This window comes from Tritonibacter sp. SIMBA_163 (assembly GCF_046535935.1).
GTDB classification, from domain to species: domain Bacteria; phylum Pseudomonadota; class Alphaproteobacteria; order Rhodobacterales; family Rhodobacteraceae; genus Epibacterium; species Epibacterium scottomollicae.
This window is the reverse complement of record NZ_JAWJBP010000002.1, coordinates 586,456-603,781: the sequence shown is the minus strand read 5'-3', so window position 1 is coordinate 603,781 and position 17,326 is coordinate 586,456. Positions and strand designations below refer to the sequence as shown.

Here is a 17,326-nt window from a genome sequence, read left to right as displayed (position 1 = left end):
GTCTGGATTCTACCCAGGATCGACAGAGCCAAGAACAAGGAAGCCCGATGCCCCCGATGGACGATCCCACCGCCGCCGACGAACGCCGCTCCGGCCTGCGTACCCTGCGCAAGGTCTGGCCCTATGTCTGGCCGAAGACCGAGCGGGCGATCCGGGTGCGCGTCGTGCTGGCGCTGCTGGTCTTGGTCGGCGCCAAGGGCATCGCCGTGCTCACGCCGGTGTTCTACAAGGGTGCGGTGGATGCGCTGGCCGACGAGGGCGTGCCGCTCTTGGCGCTGGGGGCCGTGGGGCTGACGGTGGCCTATGGCATGGCGCGGGTGATGAATGCGGGCTTTCAACAGTTGCGCGACGTGATCTTTGCGCCGGTGACACAGCGGGCGCTGCGACGGCTGGCGCTGTCGACCTTCCGGCATATTCACGCCATGTCCATGCGCTATCACATCACCCGCAAGACCGGCGGCCTGAGCCGTATTATCGAGCGCGGTGTGAAGGGCGTAGAGTTCCTGTTGCGCTTTCTGGTATTGTCGATCGGGCCGCTGATGCTGGAGCTGACGCTGGTCGCGGTTGTGCTCGCCTTGTGGTTCGACGTCTGGTATCTGGTGGCGGTTGCGGTGACCGTGGGGCTTTATGTCTGGTTCACTTTTGCGGTGACCGAATGGCGCGTGAAGCTGCGCCGGGAGATGAACCGGCAGGACACGGACGCCAACCAGAAGGCGATCGACAGTCTGCTAAACTACGAGACGGTGAAATACTTCGGCGCCGAGGACCGTGAGGCGGCGCGCTATGACGTTGCCATGAAGGGCTATGCGGCGGCGGCGCTCAAGACCGCCTATTCGCTGGCGGCGCTGAACTTCGGCCAGACGGTGATCATCACCACCGGGCTGATCACCGTGATGGTAATGGCGGCAATCGGGGTTGAGAGCGGCCAAATGACCGTCGGCGATTTTGTCATGGTCAACGCCTATATGATCCAGATCACCGGGCCGCTGGGCTTTCTCGGCACGGTTTACCGCGAGATCCGTCAAAGCCTGGTGGACATGGGAGAGATGTTCGACCTGCTGGAGCAGCCGCCGGATGTGCAGGATGCCACGGACGCGCGCGATCTGCAGATCACCGGTGGTGAGATCCGCCTGCAGGACGTGCGCTTTGGCTATGACAGCGAGCGCGAGATCCTGAAGGGTGTGTCGCTCGCGGTTGGGGCAGGGCAGACCGTGGCCATTGTCGGCTCTACCGGATCGGGAAAATCCACCATTGGGCGGTTGCTGTTCCGCTTTTATGATGTCACCGGCGGCGCGCTGACCATCGACGGGCAGGATGTGCGCAACGTGACCCAGAAGAGCCTGCACAGTGCCATCGGCGTGGTGCCGCAGGACACCGTGCTGTTCAACGACAGCATTCGCTACAACATCGCCTATGGCCGTGAGGGCGCGACGGAGGAAGAGATCATCGCCGCCGCGCGGGATGCGCAGATCCATGAGTTCATCGCGCAATTGCCCGAGGGGTATGACACCCAGGTCGGCGAACGCGGGCTGAAGCTCTCGGGCGGTGAAAAGCAACGGGTGGGCATTGCGCGCACATTGCTGAAGAACCCGCCGATCCTGCTGTTGGACGAGGCCACATCGGCGCTGGATTCCGACACCGAGCAGGAGATCAAGGGTGCCTTGGCGCGGGCCGGGCAGGGGCGCACGGTGATCACCATCGCCCATCGCTTGTCCACCATCGCCGAAGCCGACCGGATCGTGGTGCTGGAACAGGGCGAGATTGCCGAGACCGGCACCCATGACGAGCTGGTGTCGCAGGGCGGGCGCTATGCCTATCTCTGGCAGCGACAGCAGGCCGATCAGGACGTCGCCTGATCCTGTTGAACAGCTCCGGACGTCGGTGGTTTGTGCCCTGACCGCCGGAGGCCGGAAGAATCACAACATCCCAACGCGCGATGCATCGAAGATAACCGGTGCATCGCGCGTATTCTTTACTGCCTGCAGCTCGGGATGGGGCAGGCCAAGGCAAACTGCGAAACAGCGCTTTGTTCCCGCAAAAGATGCAGATCACAATTCGACACCCGTTTTGCGCGGGGCTCCGCCAGAACGCCCTGCCTGCGGCGGCGGGGAAATGTCCACGCGATTGGAGCGCGCATTAAGTCGCCGGTGTGAAAGAGAAAATCAGGCCGATCATCGCCCGAATTCGCCCCGTTGCCGCGGGCCACTGGCAGCGGGCAGATCGGCTCTCTACCTTCATTCTTGTCATGAGGCGCAGATGTGCCGAGCGACACACACAAACAAACGAGTGGAGTATAACGATGAAGACTTTTGCCCTGACCGCCGCCGCTATCGCAACTCTGGCCGCTGCACCGGCTATGGCCAGCAACTTTGCCGCAGAAGTCGATGCAGACGGCAGTGGCGCCCTGTCGCTGGAAGAGCTGCAAGTCGCCTACCCGGCACTGACCGAAGACACATTTGCGCAGATCGATGTGGATGCAAGCGGTGAGGCCGACATGGAGGAGATCGCCGCCGCTCAGGACGCAGGGCTTCTTCTCAAGAACGGCTGATCCAGCCTCATGATGGGGCGGGCCATCTTTTGTGGTCCGCCCCGATTTCGGGTGGTGCGTCGTGCGACGGGTCTGCATGTGTTTTGGTGCGGGCCACCCGCTGTTTATTGTGCCGTCATGGTCGTGATCTGGCCTACGGGCTCTTCCCTGGATCCGATGTCCACATCTTTCCCCAAAGATGTGGCTGGCCTCCCCCGAGACGACGCGCACAATCAGAAGAGACCTCGTCCCTGCGGCGGGGTCTTTTTTGTTCGAGGGCTCCACGGATGGGTGGGACAGAGGTTCCGGGCCCTGAAATGGTCCAGGTCTGAATGCGAAAAACCTATTTTTTTCATGTGGATGTCGAGCCAACTTGCGGTGATGTTCCATCACGCCCTCGTGAGGGCGGCCCATCTGCCAGATCTGTGCGGAGTCTTGCTGTCCGCAAAACGCCTGACCAGCAGGGTGGCGCTGAGAGGTTGTGGATCAGGTCGCGAGGGCTGGAGATCGGCAGCGCCCTTCTTACGTCCTGTGGTGTCACGAGGGGGCATCCCCTCAAATTCACGAGTAAGACCTCTAAAGGAGGACATTATGAAATCCATCGTATTGACCACCGCCGCCGTTGCCGCCCTGTTCGCAGCACCTGCCGTCGCCGAAGTAGAGCAGGCGGGTGCGCTGACCTACAAGGAGCTGAAGCAGGAGTATCCCACTCTGACCAAGAAGACCTTTGAGATGGTTGATGTGAACAAGGACGGTGTCGCCGATATGGAAGAGATCGACCAGGCTGAGCAATCCGATGTTCTGGAAGCACAGAGCATGATGGACAAGAGCTGACCTGAAGTCCTGGGGTATCGGGATCAGTTGTGATCCCGATGCCAGCCAGCCAGCGCGTCAGAATAGGGACGCGTCAGGACTTTGTTATCACGCCGAAAAAAGCCCCCTCCTGAGTATTCGGGAGGGGGCTTTCCTATGTTCTGATTGGCTGCGGTGGCCAAAGGGACGGGGTGTTATTCCGCGGCCCTCAGAGGGGACGGCCCGGTCGAGGGTTGCGAGCCTGCTGTGCTGTCGGTCTCATCCTCGGCGTCTTGTCTCGGACTGTCGTCCTGCGGGGCTGCGGGATGTGGCTCCGCCGTCCAGTCGATTTCGGTCGAGGGCAGCCGACGCGCCTTGCGGGCCAGCTCGCTGTCCTGTGCCACCTGACTGGTGCTGCCACCGGTGATCCGTGCCGTGATCCGTTTCATCCAGCTCATATAGGTGGAGAGCCAGACCCGGAGCGCCAGCAGAGATGGGGTGACAACCAGCGTCAGCACGGTGGCCACGCCAAGTCCAAAGACCACCGCTGTTGCTAGCTGTTTCCACCAAAGCGCAGTCGGGCTGTTGATGGAATATCCGCCGTCGATGAAGTCGAGGCTGATGCCGAACATCATCGGCGCCAGACCCGCCATCGTGGTGATGGTGGTCAGCAACACGGGCCGGATGCGCGCCTCCGCGGTCCGGATGATCGCCTCAAGCCGTGGCATGTGCTGGCTGAATTCCTGATAGGTATCAATGAGAACAATGTTGTTGTTCACCACGATCCCCGCCAGTGCCACGATCCCTGTGCCGGTCATGATGATCGAGAAGGGCTGCTGCATCACCATCATGCCGATCAGCACCCCGGTGGTGGACAGAACCACCGCCAGCAGCACCAGCACGGAATTGTAAAAGCTGTTAAACTGCGCCAGCAGGATCACGAACATCAACCCCAGCGCCCCGGCAAAGGCTTTCATCAGGAAGGCACCGGATTCTGCCTGTTCTTCCTGATCGCCCGTCCACTCCCAGTCGATGGAGGAGTCAAAGGGCGAGGTTTCCAGCCATTTGGTGAGCTCGGCAATACGCTCGTTGGCATTGATCAATACGGTCTCGGTTTCGCCGGTGGCGAGCGCTGCGCGCAGCTCATTTGCCGAGGCGGCTCCGGTGAGGGTCTTGATCTCCGCGACAGCGCCGCCGGGCAGGGTGATGGCCTGATCCGAGGCAGTCTGCCCTTCGGTCAGCTGCTTCACGATGGCAAGCGATCGCGCCTCGCCGCTTTCCTGCGGCATGAGGATCTGGCTCAGGCCCGGTTCCACATCCGCCTTCACGTCGTAATAGCGCTGCTGCTCAATGCGGGAGATGGTGGCAAGCTTCGGCACAGGTTTACGCGAGACGAAGTTCGACAGGGGCACCAGACCTTCATCGGTGCGCAGCTTCAGCGTATCGAGAGTGGACAGCACCCGCTGCTGCTCGGGCAGACGCAGGCGGATGTCGATTTCCTCATCCGAGCTGTCCACCCGCATGGTGTCGAGCAGAATGCCCCGCGTCACCAGCTGTACCATCGCGCCCACTGTTGCCACATCGGCGCCATAGCGACCGGCCTTTGCCACATCCACGTCGATTTCCCAGTCGATCCCCGGCAGGGGTAGGCTGTCCTCGATCAGGGTCAGGCCCGGCGTGTCCTCGAAACGGGTGCGGGCCATGTTGGTGGCGGCACGCAGCGGCTCCCACTCATCGCCCTTGATGCGCAGATGCAGCGGCTTGCCGGAGGCGGGGCCCCCTTCAAGCGCCTTGATCTCCACTTCAAATCCGGGGAGCGTCGCGACCATGCCTGACAGCTCGTCCAGCACGGTGTTGCCGTCAAAGGCGTCGGCGGTGACCTCGCGCTCGAACAAGCCGCCGAACACTGGCTCGCTTTTGGTTGGGCGATCTTCCCATGGGATGATTTCGAACTGAACCTGACCGATGGTATCGGGCGGGGTACTGGCGCCGGAGGCATCTGTATTCAGTCCACCTTCGCCGGCAAAGGAGAAGACGTTGATCACCGCAGGATGCTGCATGATCATCTGTTCGGTGTCGCGCACCATCGCGTCTTTTTCACTCAGCGAGATATTACCGCGGGCGCGAACATAGGCGGTGGCCTGCTCCGGTTCGCTTTCGACAAAGAATTCAACGCCGTGGTTGTTGGTCTGGAACAGGCCAAAGACGGTCATGATGCCAAAGGCGACAACCGCCAGCGTGACCACCGGCATCACCGGGTTGCCGACGATCAGCTTGATCACCCAGCCAAAACCACCGAGGCGATGGCCCGCGACCACACGGCGCTGGCGATGCTGCAGCTCTGCGGCGCCGAGGGTCACAGAGGCGGCGACGGCAGAGGCCAGGAAGATCACCACACCCAGCAGGGTGGCAGCGGTGCCCGTTCCGCCTGGGATCAGATAACCGGGGTTCAGAAGTTGCATGGCACCTGCAAACATGCCCCAGATTGCCACCGGCACCAGCGCGGCGCGCATCACCCATGGCAGGGTGCGACGCAGAGCGTCGGAGGCATTGCCGAAGGTCCGGCTCATCCGGCCTGTCACGCCGCCCATGACGGGCAGGTAGATCAGCGCCACAACCAGGGATGCGGACAGAACGAAGATCAGCGTCACCGGCAGCATGCCCATGAATTCACCTGGAACGCCGGGCCAAAACAGCATTGGCAGGAAGGCACAGAGCGTCGTCGCAGTGGAGGAGACCACCGGCCAGAACATGCGCTGTGCGGCCTCGACGTAGGCGTGCATCGGGCCGGTGCCTTCGGAGATCCGCTTGTCGGCATATTCGACCACCACGATCGCGCCATCCACCAGCATGCCGACAGCGAGGATGAGGCCGAACATCACGATGTTGGAGACCGAAATCCCCATCAGGGCGAGAAAGGCAAAACACAGCAGGAAGGAGGTCGGGATCGCGAACCCCACCAGCAGGGCGGCGCGGCTGCCAAGCGCGGCGAGCACCACGATCATGACCAGCGCCACCGCGGTCAATACCGAGCCTTCGAGCTGGCTCACCATAGATCCGACAACACGGCTCTGGTCGTTCGAGGTCCCGAGTGTCACCGCGGTCTGCAGCTCCGGCGGCCATTTTTTCTGGGACTCTGCAAGCGTGGCTTTGACCTGCTCGACCGTATCGATGAGGTTGAAGCCCTTGCGCTTTACCACCTGCAGGGCAAACGTGTCGCTGCCGTTGAACCGGGCGGTGCCCTGACGGTCCTCGAAGGTGAAGTTGATTTCGGCCAGTTCGCCCAGCGTCACGACGCGGTCGCCGTTGGTTTTGACCGGCAGGCCGTAGATATCCTCAACGCTGTCAAAGGAGGACGGGATCTTGACCGAGAAGGTGCCCTGATTGCTTTCGACTTCGCCGGCGGCAATCAGCTGGTTGTTGTTCTGGACCACATTGATCAGCTCAACAGCGGTGACATTGTACGATTCCAGCCGCAGCGGATCGATCAGCACCTCGACCATCTCATCGCGGTTGCCGGCGATGCCTGCTTCGAGCACGGAATCAAGGGCTTCGATGTCGTCCTGCAAGTCCTTGGCAAGCCGCGCCATTGTGCGTTCCGGCACCGGGCCGGACATGTTCACGATGACGATCGGAAACTCGGAAAAGTTGATCTCATGGATCGCGTATTTCTCTGCTCCTTCGGGAAAGGCAGCTTCGGCGGAATCCATGGCATCGCGCACGTCGGCCATAACGGCGGTCTTGTCCCAGCCGAAATCGAATTCCAGCGCCACACCGGCATAGCCTTCGGCGGCGGTCGCCGACATCTTGTCGAGCCCATCAAGATCCCCCAGCTCGGTTTCCATCACCTTGACCAGCAGGGTCTCGGAATCCTCGGCAGAGATGCCGGGGAAGGAGACTGAGATGAACAGGGCGGGGATTTCGATGTCTGGCTCACCCTCCTTGGGCAGGCTGACATAGGCAAAGCCACCGACCAGCAGCGAAATGGCGATGAAGGCCATCACCATCCGTGCGCGGTCTGCAGCCCAATTAACGAGGCCGATCATTCACTCATCTCCCGATAGCTGGGTTTCAGGGCAACCCCTTCGGTGACAAAATCCTGTCCCACGATGATGACATCCGCCTCTTCGGGCAGGCCATCAAGCCAGACACCCGCTGCTTCGTCCCGCAGCAGGCGGACAGGTACAAACCCGGCGGTGCTGTCGGCACGTACCACGCGCACGCCCAATTGCCCCTCGTTGTTCAGCGTCAGTGCAGACTGCGGCAGGCGGTGCGCCTTTGTGCCTTCGGCTGCGATGACGATCTCGGCGGTCTGACCATCGCGGATTTTCAGGTCCGGGTTCGGAACGGTGATTTCCACCTCGAAGGTGCGGGTGGCCTCATCCGCCGACCGGCTGATGAAGGATACCGTGCCCGTCACCTCTTGCCCAGCGGCAAGGCGCGCACCGGCCTTTGAGCCAAGCGTGACGTGGTCGATGGCATTCTCCGGCACGTAGCCAACCAGTTTGATCGTATCCAGCTGTATCACTGTCGCGCAGAGGCTGCCCGGTTGCAGCAGGCTGCCGATCTCTGCGGTGTCGGATTCAAGGATACCATTAAACGGCGCATGCAGTACCAGACGGTCCATTTCCTTTTCTGCAGAGGCCACAGCGGCGACCGCGGATTCAATGCCTGCCCGGGTCGATTCAAGCCCACCTTCGGCGGATGCGATGGCCGCCTGCGCGGTGCTCTCGGCGGCCTTGGCGGATGCCAGTCGGGTCTCGGAGGCGTATCCCCCTTCGGAGAGTTTCTGAGCCGCAGTCAGGTTGATGCGCGCTTCTTCCAGCACAGCATGGGCTTCCTTCAGCCGGGCCTCGGCCTCTGGCATCTTGGCGCGCGCTTCCAGCAATCTCGCGCGGGCCTCAAGCAGCGACGCCGGTCGGGTTCCCGGGTCCAGCTCGCAGAGCACCTCATCCTTCTTGATCGACGCGCCTTTGCGCAGGGGCTCGGAGATCACGGTGGAGGTGGTCTCCGCCATGACGTTGACTTCGCGTATGGCCCGAGTCTGGCCGCGCAGCACGACCGCATTGTCAATGGCGCGGGCCTGGCTGTGCACAGCCACCACGGCCACGCGCACGCCGGAATCCTCGGCCTCTGCCAGTTGCGACTGATCGTCCGAGGCCTCTGCCGCGTCAGCTTCGATCTCCGTGGTGTCCTCGCCGCGGGCGAAAGCCAGCAGGCTGTCGCGCTCCATGACCACGGCATAAAGGCCAGCAGTCACGACCAGGGCGGTCAGAGGGGGGATGATGCGCATTGTAAAAGTCGACTCCAAATTGAACACTTTTTGTTGATACTACCTTGTTCCGTCGCGTCACACTGTGATGCAGGTCACAGGCGGCAAAATTTATCCGGCACCGGTGGCGAAGAAATAGGCCGCCAAGGAACGTAGGTTTTCTCGCGCGTAACAAAATGCCTCAGATTGCTCTTGTCACGCAAAATGCGTCGCAGAGGTAAAGATTCTCATCGTTTGGGGCGCGCTTTGCGCGGAATCGGAGCATTTTGTGCCGAAGTGGACGGGACTTGGCTTGTCTGAACGGGCAGGCTATGACACATCGGCAAGAGATAATGCCGCCCCGTCGTGGGTGCGCGGACACGAGGGACAAGGGCCGTTTCATGAGCGATACCGACAGTTTCATCAACGAGGTGACAGAAGAGGTCCGCCGTGATCGCCTGTTCCTGATGCTCAAGCGCTATGGCTGGATCGGTGCCGTGGTGGTTGTCCTGATCGTTGGCGGTGCCGCCTGGCGCGAGTACAGCCAGGCCCAGGCGCGCAGTGAAGCGCAGGCCGTGGGGGACGCGATGACGACCGCGCTGGCCGCCGACGACTCGTCCACCCGGGCCGAGGAGCTGGCAGAGATCACATCCGACAGCCTTGGCGCGCAGGCGGTGGTGGATATGGCTGAAGCCGCCGCTTTGGCCGATGCCGGAGATGTCGAAGGGGCTGCGACTATTCTCGATGGCATCGCGACCACGGCGGACCTGCCGCAGGTCTACCGCGATATTGCCGCCTTCAAGTCGGTCACCCTGCAAGCGGATACGCTACCCGCTGAAGAGCGCCGCCTGCGTCTCGACACACTTGCTGCCGCTGGCGGCTCCCTGCAGTATCTGGCGGCCGAGCAATTGGCGCTTTTGGATATTGAAGCGGGCGATACCGATGCTGCCCTTGCGCGTCTCAAAGAGATTGCTGCGTCGGCCGGTGTGTCCCGGGACTTGCAAGAGCGCGTCTCTCAAGTGATTGTGGCCCTTGGTGGATCGCCTGAGGCGGACGCACAGGAAGGCTGAGATCTGCGACAAGCAGATCCGCGAAGAAGACCAGTGGTATGACCCATGAATAACGACAGGGGCAGGGTAATGACGGCAAGTCCAGGCGGTTTCGGCCTCCGTGCAAGTGTGATGGCAACGGCGATTGCGGCCCTGCTTTTGGGGTGCGCTGAGCCGGAGGAAATTCTGCGCGGTGCGCGGGAGGACATTCACGGCGGTCAGGGCGGTGACGTCCAGAACCGCGCGGTTGCCATTTCGTTGCCCCGTGCGGTGACCAATGGCGCCTGGACGCAAAGTCCGGGCCAGCCGACCACGCGAACCACGCATGCAGCCCTGTCCGCGGCGCCCGCACCGATCTGGTCCACCAACATCGGTGAAGGCGACAGCCGCAAGCAGCGTATCACCGCTGCGCCTGTTGTTGGTGGCGGGCGCATCTATACGCTTGATGCATCATCCCAGGTCTCGGCGGTTTCGCCCGCTGGTGCGGTTCTGTGGCAGACCTCCATCCTGCCGGGCGTGGATGACGATGGCGACGCCACTGGCGGTGGCATCGCCTATGCGAACGGGGTGGTCTATATCTCCTCCGGGTTCGGGGTATTGACGGCGCTGGATGCCAAGACCGGGAACCAGGTCTGGCGTCAGGAGCTGGAGGCAACCGGCTCTGGCAACCCGACGATTCGTGATGGTCTGCTGTATCTGGTGGCCGGGGATGACACCGGCTGGGTGGTGGATACCAAGGATGGCCGGATCGCGTGGCAGCTGCGGGCGAGCCCTAGTGCCTCGAATATTCTGGGCGCCCCTGCGCCGGTGGTCGGCTCTGAGATCTCGGTCTTTGCCTTCGGGTCCGGGGATCTGGTCGGCAGCTTCCGCCGCGGCGGGTTCCAGCGCTGGATCGCGTCGGTTTCCGGTGCGCGCACGGGCAGTGCCATTTCGCAGATCAGTGACGTGACTGGCGCACCGTTCATGGACGGCAATCGGGTCTATGTGGGCAATCACTCTGGCCGGACGGCCGCGTTTGACGTCAAGTCGGGCGAGCGTCTGTGGACCGCGTTTGAGGGAACCTTTGGTCCGGTCTGGGTTGCCGGTGGCAGCGTGTTCCTGGTCAATGACCGCAGCCGCCTGATGCGCCTTGGCGCAAATGACGGCAAAACCATCTGGTCGGTGGATCTGCCGGGCTATCTCAAGGACAAGCCGCGCAAACGGGCCGAGATCGTGGCCCACCATGGTCCCATCCTTGCCGGTGGGCAGCTGGTGGTCGCGTCCAATGACGGGCTTTTGCGGTTCTTCAATCCTGTTGATGGCAGCCTCGTGCGAACGGTCGAGGTCAAGGGCGGTGCGACGACAGAACCGGTGGTGGCAAACGGCACGCTTTATGTGGTGACCCGCGACGGAAACCTCGCAGCGTTTCGCTGACAGGCCGCGAGCTGTGCTGATCTCAGATCGTCGCTGCTGACTGTCTCAGCTTTGGCCAGAGGCATATCGCGGCACGACACGTGAGGTTGCAGACGCGCTGATGTGCTCCGTCGTGAGACGGGCTGGCATTGCCGTGATGTCGGGCGCCTCGCGTTATTATTTACTGGCGCGCGCATCAAGGATACGGTATGCGCGCGGTTCACAATCTCGGAAAGCTCGGTTCCATGTCCTTTACGCTCGCCATCGTGGGGCGCCCCAATGTGGGCAAATCCACATTGTTCAACCGTCTCGTCGGCAAGAAACTGGCGCTGGTCGACGACCAGCCCGGTGTCACGCGCGACCTGCGCGAGGGCGCAGCGCGGCTGGGCGATCTGCGGTTCACGGTGATCGACAGTGCCGGGCTTGAGGACGCCACCGACAACAGCCTCGAGGGGCGCATGCGTCGCCTGACCGAGCGCGCTGTCGAGATGGCCGATGTCTGCCTCTTCATGATCGACGCGCGCACCGGGGTGACACCGACGGATGAGCTGTTTGCCGAAATCCTGCGCAAGAAATCCGCGCATGTGATCCTGGCGGCCAACAAATCCGAAGGCTCTGCCGCTGACGCCGGTGTGATTGAGGCTTACGGGCTTGGACTGGGCGAGCCGATCCGCCTGTCGGGTGAACATGGCGAGGGGCTGAACGATCTTTACTCCGAGCTGCGTCCGGTCTCCGACAAGTTCGAGGAACTGGCCGCTGAGACAGCTCCGATCACCGATGTGGTGCTCGACGAGGACGAGGATTCCGAGTTCAACGCGGGTGAGGAAATCGCCGCAACGCCCGTTCCCACAATGGAAAAACCGCTGCAAGTGGCCGTCGTCGGTCGCCCCAATGCGGGCAAGTCCACCCTGATCAACAAGATCCTCGGTGAGGATCGTCTGCTGACCGGCCCCGAGGCCGGTATCACCCGCGATGCCATCAGCCTCAAGATCGACTGGGCCGGCACACCGATGCGGATCTTTGACACCGCCGGTATGCGCAAGAAGGCCAAGGTGCAGGAAAAGCTGGAAAAGCTTTCCGTCTCCGACGGGCTGCGGGCGGTGAAATTCGCCGAGGTCGTCGTTGTCTTGCTCGACGCGGCGATCCCGTTTGAACAGCAGGATCTGCGCATCGCCGATCTGGCCGAGCGCGAAGGCCGCGCCGTGGTTGTCGCGGTGAACAAATGGGACATCGAGGACGAGAAGCAGGAAAAGTTGAAGGCGCTCAAGGAAGCCTTCGACCGCCTGCTGCCCCAGCTGCGCGGGGCGCCGCTGATTACCGTGTCTGCCAAGACGGGCCGGGGCCTCGACCGGCTGCATGATGCCATCATGAAGGCCCATGACGTCTGGAACCGGCGCATTCCCACGGCGGCGCTGAACCGCTGGCTTTCGGGCATGCTGGAGCAGCACCCGCCGCCCGCACCGCAGGGCAAACGTATCAAGCTGCGCTACATGACCCAGGCCAAGACCCGGCCGCCGGGCTTTGTGGTGATGTGCTCGCATCCCGACAAGATGCCAGCAAGCTACAACCGCTATCTGGTCAACGGGCTGCGCGAGGATTTCGACATGCCTGGCACGCCGATCCGCTTGACGCTGCGCGGGCAGGGCGACAAGAACCCCTACAAGGGCAAGAAAAAGTCGACGCCATCGCGCTTGCGCAAACACCTCGACGGTCGCAAAAGCTGATCCCGGCTGGCGCGATCCACTGCTGACAGGAGATCGCACCTCATGAGCTGGCCTTTCGCGTTTCAGGACCTGCTCCGTGAATTCATCACGCTCTTTGTGGTGATCGACCCGGTCGGGACCATCCCGGTGTTTCTGTTTGCCACGGCAGCAGTGCCGCAACGCTTGCATCGGTCCTTTGCTCTGCGGGCGGTATTGGTCTCGGCGCTGGTGCTTGGGCTGTTTCTGGTGCTCGGGCAGATCATTCTGGAAGGAATTGGTCTGCGTCTTGGCGCGTTCCAGATCGCCGGCGGGATCATCTTGTTCCTCTTTGCCCTCAGCATGATCTTTGGCGAAACCAAGGCCGCAAGCGAGATCAAGGAAGCCGAAACCGAAGATCTCTCCGGGGCGGTCTTCCCGTTGGCGATCCCGTCGATTGCGTCGCCGGGCGCGATCTTGGCGGTGGTGATCTTGACCGACAATCACTCCACCGGGATCGTGGAGCAGACGATGACCGCCGTGGTCCTGCTTTTCGTGCTTGTGATTACATTTTTGCTGCTGTTGCTGGCCAGCAAGATCCAGAAGCTGATCGGCCAGACCGGGGTCAGCGTTATCAGCCGGGTCATGGGGCTTATTCTGGCGACCGTTGCGGTGGACAGTGTGCTGCAGGGGCTGGAGCAGATGGGGGTTCTGGCGCTGTCCAACGCGCCGATCTGATCACCCCTGGATCCCGGGATGCGTCAGCTGACCGGCAAACGCCTGCTTGGGTCCCCGCGCTTTGACATGTTTCCTTTTCGCTTGCCTCTTGTCATAGGAGGTACGCATATTAACTGACAGAGAGTGCAATATTATCCGCACCGCGCGCCGTCATATGCGCGTTACGCAGCGTATTTATGGGGTCAGATATGGATCTGAGAGCATACACACGCCAGTATACAGACAAAGACAACCGGCTTGCCGCGTTGAGCTATTTTGGAACTTTTGCCGTTTATTTCACGGCCTTGTATCTGGCTATTCATTTTTCCCATCTGTGGTTTGTCGTTTGGCCAGCGGGCGTTGTCTTCGCCTTCAGCGCCGTGCGGCTTTATGTGCTGCAGCACGACACTGGCCACCATTCCCTGTTCGAGACTCGAGCCCAGAACGAATGGGCTGGCCACGGGTTGTCGCCATTCACCTTTGCGCCGTTTGAGGTGATGAAGCAGAACCACAATCTGCATCACGCCAATGTCGGCAACCTGGAGCATCGCGAGACCGGCGAAATTCACACCATGACGGTTTCGGAATGGCGTGACGCCGGGTTTTGGACGCGGCTGCAATATCGGCTTTATCGCAACCCGTTTGTGCTGGTGCCGCTTGGTGCCGCCTTCACATACTTCATCCGCTATCGCTGGCCGAAAAACACGCTGGAATTCGGCGTTGTCCCGGTGGTTCTGCACAACCTGTCGATCATTCTCCTGCTCTATGCGCTCTACCTGATCGCGGGAAGTGAAGGGGTATTGATCTGGTTCGGCTTCTCGTTTCTGGGCGGGATGATTGGTGTGTTTCTGGTCTATCTGCAGCATAACTTTGAGGACACCTACTGGGACCGTCGCCCGGATCTTGACCCTCGGGACGCGGCCTTGCAGGGGTCCTCCTGTCTGGATTTCGGCTGGTTTTTCGATTTTGCCGTGGCGAATATCACCCTGCACGACATCCACCATTTCAACGCCCGCATTCCCAGCTATCGGCTGCGGGCGTGTCACTACAACCTGCCAGACGACATGGCGCCGCACCGGGTCAAGTTTGGCGAGGCAATCCGCGCGCTTGGCCTGAAACTATGGGACGAAGACCAAAAGCGTTTGGTGCCTTTTCCTGCGTGAGCCATGGTTGCAGCGTGCGAGAGGTTGGACATAGATCAAAAACAGATGCTAACCTTCCTGCACGACAGGATTTAGGTTTTTTGGAGGTAGAACAGACGCATGACCCCGATTTTAAAGCTCCCCGGTGTGGGGCCCGCGCTGGCGAAAGCGCTGCAGGACCACGGCGTTCGCTCGGTCGAAGATCTTGCAGCGAAACCTGAGGCGGAGTTGGCGCAGGTGCCAGGATTAGGGGTTAGCCGCGTGGCGCGTCTGAAATCTGCCGCGACGGAGTTGGCGGGGAGCGGTGGCGCGACACCTGCAACACAACCTGCCGCGCGACGCACAGCCAAACCTGCCGGGAAGGCTGCGCCAGCGGTGCGCAAGCCGCGTCAGGTCAGCCCCGCCAAGACCAAGCCAGCGACGATAGAAGCGGCCAAAGGTGCCGCGACACGTGCGGCTGAGGCGGTGAAATCCGGTGCGGATACCGTTGACGCACAGTCGCGCGAGGGCGTTGACCGTGCGGTTGCCGCTGCCGAAGCCGCACGTCTGGCCGCCGAGGAGAAGGCCGCCAAGGCCGAGGCCAAGGCTGAGAAGGCTGCCAAGAAGGCCAAGGCGCTGATGGCCGAATTTGCGGCAGCCAAGGAAAAGGCGAAGTCCAAGGCCAAGAAGGAAAAGGGCAAGGCCAAGTCCGAGATCACCAAGGAAAAAGCCAAAGCGAAGAAGATCCTTTCGGAAAAATCCGGTGACAAAAAGAAAAAGAAGGACAAAGACAAGGGCAAGAAAAAGAAGAAGGACAAATAGGCGTCCGTTTCCAAACCTTTGTCGATAAAAAAAACCGGCGCTCATGTGGCGCCGGTTTTCGTTTGTCCGATACTGTTCGGCCCCCACATGGTGGAGGGCCAGCACAGCTGGTGTCAGCTCAGAACACCATCGGCGGTGAGGGTCAGCTTGCCGTTCAGATAGGGCGCAAGCGCATCGGGCAGTGTGACGGAGCCATCCGCCTGTTGACCGTTCTCCAGCACGGCGATCAGGCAGCGACCCACAGCGAGGCCAGAGCCGTTCAGCGTGTGCACAAACTCCGGCTTGCCACCATCGGCGGGTTTGAAGCGGGCGTTCATGCGCCGAGCCTGGAAATCACCTGTGGTGGAGACCGAAGAGATCTCGCGATAGGTTTCCTGACCCGGCACCCAGGCTTCGATGTCAAAGGTGCGGCGAGCGCCAAACCCGATGTCGCCGGTGCAGAGCACCACGGTGCGATAAGGGATGCCGAGTTTTTCCAGAATGCCCTCGGCGCAGCCCAGCATACGCTTTTGTTCGTCGTCGGATTTTTCCGGATGCACGATCGACACCATCTCGACCTTCTCGAACTGGTGCTGGCGCAGCATGCCGGATGTGTCCTTGCCCGCCGAGCCTGCTTCGGAGCGGAAGCACAGCGTGTGGGAGGTGTAGCGAATAGGCAGCGCGCCTTCCTCAATCACATCACCAGCCACCGAATAGGTCAGCGGCACTTCGGAGGTGGGCACCAGCCACCAGCCATTGGTGGTCTGGTAGCTGTCTTCGCCAAATTTCGGCAGCTTATCAGTGCCATACATGGCCTCGTCACGGACCAATACCGGCGAGTTGATCTCGGTGAGACCGTTCTCATCGACATGGGTGTCGATCATGAATTGCGCCAGCGCCCGGTGAATGCGCGCCACGGCGCCTTTCAGCACCACGAAACGCGAACCGGAGATTTTGGCAGCCGTCTCGAAATCCATCGCCTTGGCGACGCCCGCGATCTCGAAATGCTCTTTGGGCGCGAAATCGAACTGCGGCAAATCACCCCATTTTTTCACTTCGACGTTGTCATCCTCATCCGCGCCGTCGGGCACATCCGCGGCCGGGCTGTTGGGAATGCGCGCCAGCATGTCGGTCAGCTTGGCGTCCAGCTCCTTGGCCTCGGCCTGCACGGTGGCGACTTCTGCTTTCTTGTCGGCAACCTCGGCACGCAGGCGTTCAAACTCTGCCTCATCGCCCTTGGCCTTGGCGGCACCGATGGCTTTAGCGGCCTTGTTCTGGTCGGCCTGTGCGGTTTCTGCCGCCAGGATCTTGGCGCGGCGGGCCTCGTCCAGCTCCAGCACCTGAGACGACAGGGCAGACTCTCCACGGCGCGCCAGGGCGGCGTCGAAGGCGGCCGGGTTCTCGCGGATTGCACGGATGTCATGCATGGGTCTGCTCCTGTCATGCGGATTGAATCAATGCTGACAGCTATGCCCGAGCGGCGGGCGAAGGGGAAGAGGGCAGGGCCGTCATCCGGGGATGTTCCCGCGCGGATTGTGGCAATCGGGTCGGAACGGCGCCCTGGCCTCGTGAAACCGGTATGGATCGCGTCTGCCGCGCCTTGCAAAGCCTTAATGCACCGCATAGGTTCCCCGCAAAATCCGGGCGCTAACACAGGGCCCCCTTACAGACAGAAGGAACACCCCATGGAAGGTGGCGCAATCGCCCAATTTATCCCGCTGATCCTGATTTTTGCGATCATGTACTTCCTGCTCATCCGTCCGCAGCAGAAGAAAATGAAGCAACATCAGAGCATGGTCGAGGCCCTGCGCCGTGGTGACCAGGTCGTGACCCAGGGTGGCATGATCGGCAAGGTCGCCAAGGTCAAGGAAGACGGCGAAGTTGAAGTCGAGATCGCCGAAGGCGTCAAAGTGCGCGTGGTGAAATCCACCATCGCTCAGGTTCTGAACAAGACCGAGCCCGCATCCTGAGCCTCGCCTCTTACGTTTCTGAAAAGG

General features: G+C 61.4%; 13 protein-coding genes. 10 read left to right on the top strand and 3 right to left on the bottom strand.

Annotation, left to right across the window (positions count from 1 at the left end):
• Nucleotides 1-47: 47 nt before the first annotated feature.
• The 3 genes from R0J92_RS06755 to R0J92_RS06745 all read left to right on the top strand — a co-directional run bounded on the left by R0J92_RS06755 (nucleotide 48) and on the right by R0J92_RS06745 (nucleotide 3,361).
• The gene (locus R0J92_RS06755) at nucleotides 48-1,856 is read left to right on the top strand and encodes an ABCB family ABC transporter ATP-binding protein/permease (RefSeq protein ID WP_411051128.1); all 1,809 of its coding nucleotides are present in this window, start codon (nucleotides 48-50) and stop codon (nucleotides 1,854-1,856) included.
• A 443-nt stretch (nucleotides 1,857-2,299) separates the two neighbouring features.
• Nucleotides 2,300-2,548: a calcium-binding protein gene (locus R0J92_RS06750; protein ID WP_106165290.1), complete on the top strand. Its 249-nt coding sequence runs from the start codon at nucleotides 2,300-2,302 to the stop codon at nucleotides 2,546-2,548.
• Nucleotides 2,549-3,118: 570 nt separating this feature from the next.
• Nucleotides 3,119-3,361: a hypothetical protein gene (locus R0J92_RS06745; RefSeq protein ID WP_106165289.1), complete on the top strand. Its 243-nt coding sequence runs from the start codon at nucleotides 3,119-3,121 to the stop codon at nucleotides 3,359-3,361.
• 173 nt (nucleotides 3,362-3,534) lie between these two features.
• Here R0J92_RS06745 and R0J92_RS06740 read toward each other — a convergent pair whose 3' ends face one another.
• A complete protein-coding gene (locus R0J92_RS06740) occupies nucleotides 3,535-7,365 on the bottom strand; it encodes an efflux RND transporter permease subunit (RefSeq protein ID WP_411051127.1) in 3,831 nt (1,276 codons plus the stop codon).
• Complete coding sequence (locus tag R0J92_RS06735) at nucleotides 7,362-8,612, bottom strand: efflux RND transporter periplasmic adaptor subunit (RefSeq protein WP_411051126.1); 1,251 nt, start codon at nucleotides 8,610-8,612, stop codon at nucleotides 7,362-7,364. The genes R0J92_RS06740 and R0J92_RS06735 overlap by 4 nt, the downstream gene beginning before the upstream one ends.
• A 359-nt stretch (nucleotides 8,613-8,971) precedes the next feature.
• On the opposite strand from R0J92_RS06735, the gene R0J92_RS06730 reads away from it, so the two are divergent.
• From R0J92_RS06730 to R0J92_RS06705, 6 genes are all read left to right on the top strand, one after another.
• Nucleotides 8,972-9,640, top strand: coding sequence for a hypothetical protein (locus R0J92_RS06730; protein ID WP_411051125.1), 669 nt, complete (start codon nucleotides 8,972-8,974; stop codon nucleotides 9,638-9,640).
• A gap of 69 nt (nucleotides 9,641-9,709) precedes the next feature.
• Complete coding sequence (locus tag R0J92_RS06725) at nucleotides 9,710-11,032, top strand: PQQ-binding-like beta-propeller repeat protein (protein ID WP_411051124.1); 1,323 nt, start codon at nucleotides 9,710-9,712, stop codon at nucleotides 11,030-11,032.
• 224 nt (nucleotides 11,033-11,256) lie between these two features.
• A complete protein-coding gene (gene der / locus R0J92_RS06720) occupies nucleotides 11,257-12,735 on the top strand; it encodes a ribosome biogenesis GTPase Der (protein ID WP_106165312.1) in 1,479 nt (492 codons plus the stop codon).
• Between the two features lie 42 nt (nucleotides 12,736-12,777).
• A complete protein-coding gene (locus R0J92_RS06715; RefSeq protein WP_106165284.1) occupies nucleotides 12,778-13,428 on the top strand; it encodes a MarC family protein in 651 nt (216 codons plus the stop codon).
• Nucleotides 13,429-13,616: 188 nt separating this feature from the next.
• On the top strand, nucleotides 13,617-14,570 hold the full coding sequence (locus tag R0J92_RS06710) for a fatty acid desaturase (RefSeq protein ID WP_317386369.1): 954 nt from the start codon (nucleotides 13,617-13,619) through the stop codon (nucleotides 14,568-14,570).
• 99 nt (nucleotides 14,571-14,669) lie between these two features.
• Nucleotides 14,670-15,350, top strand: a complete 681-nt coding sequence (locus tag R0J92_RS06705) for a helix-hairpin-helix domain-containing protein (RefSeq protein WP_106165283.1) — start codon at nucleotides 14,670-14,672, stop codon at nucleotides 15,348-15,350.
• Nucleotides 15,351-15,463: 113 nt separating this feature from the next.
• On the opposite strand, the gene serS is transcribed toward R0J92_RS06705, so the two are convergent.
• Nucleotides 15,464-16,756, bottom strand: coding sequence for a serine--tRNA ligase (gene serS / locus R0J92_RS06700; RefSeq protein ID WP_317386367.1), 1,293 nt, complete (start codon nucleotides 16,754-16,756; stop codon nucleotides 15,464-15,466).
• A gap of 258 nt (nucleotides 16,757-17,014) precedes the next feature.
• Here serS and yajC point away from each other — a divergent pair, with 258 nt between their 5' ends.
• Nucleotides 17,015-17,299 (top strand): preprotein translocase subunit YajC, encoded by a 285-nt coding sequence (yajC, locus tag R0J92_RS06695; protein WP_106165281.1) that lies wholly within the window; start codon nucleotides 17,015-17,017, stop codon nucleotides 17,297-17,299.
• Nucleotides 17,300-17,326: the final 27 nt, after the last annotated feature.